This is a genomic window from Flagellimonas onchidii (assembly GCF_004804315.1).
In the GTDB taxonomy this organism is placed as follows: Bacteria; Bacteroidota; Bacteroidia; order Flavobacteriales; family Flavobacteriaceae; genus Flagellimonas; species Flagellimonas onchidii.
Window position 1 is genome coordinate 1 of record NZ_SRXX01000056.1, and the last position, 602, is coordinate 602.

Sequence of the window (602 nt, forward strand, 5' to 3'; positions counted from 1 at the left end):
TGCAGACTTTTGAGGATTCCATACTTTTAGCAAAAGAAAAGCTCATCGAATACAATGAGCTTAAAGGTTCTTTTCAAGTGTCAGATTAACCACAACTGTCAGGTTAAGTAGTGGCTAGTACAAATAATATCTTTTTCATATGTTTCATACGCCATTTTGGAATCGTTTGTTGGTCCAACTCCGTATAAAAAATGAAACGGGAAATCTTTTATTTCATCATAAAACATTGGAATAGCTAAGCCTTCGATATATCCATTGACATAAGCTAAATCCATGTAGTTTCTATTTTTGGATAATTTTTTTCTTATTTCTTCTTCATAAATTACTAATTGATCCATCAGCTCTATTGGATTATATGTTTGACCTGTTTTAGTCTTAAAATGTAGATAACTTATTGCGTGAGAAACGCCATCTTGATATATCATTGAATAAATAGCCGAACATGTTTTCTTTTTGTCCAGGTAAAAATCGCTTAATTTGTACTAGCCACTACTTAACCTGACAGTTGTGGTTAATCTGACACTTGAAAAGAACCTTTAAGCTCATTGTATTCGATGAGCTTTTCTTTTGCTAAAAGTATGGAATCCTCAAAAGTCTGCAAA

General features: G+C 32.2%; 1 protein-coding gene. It reads right to left on the reverse strand.

Going from position 1 to position 602, the window contains the following annotated elements; genetic code table 11:
* Nucleotides 1-98: 98 nt before the first annotated feature.
* Nucleotides 99-425, reverse strand: a complete 327-nt coding sequence (locus E4661_RS18970) for a hypothetical protein (RefSeq protein WP_136469035.1) — start codon at nt 423-425, stop codon at nt 99-101.
* Nucleotides 426-602: the final 177 nt, after the last annotated feature.

Bases quoted from the DNA above. Each gene is read 5' to 3' on its own strand.
- E4661_RS18970 (WP_136469035.1), bottom strand. From the start codon at position 425: ATGATATATCAAGATGGCGTTTCTCACGCAATAAGTTATCTACATTTT.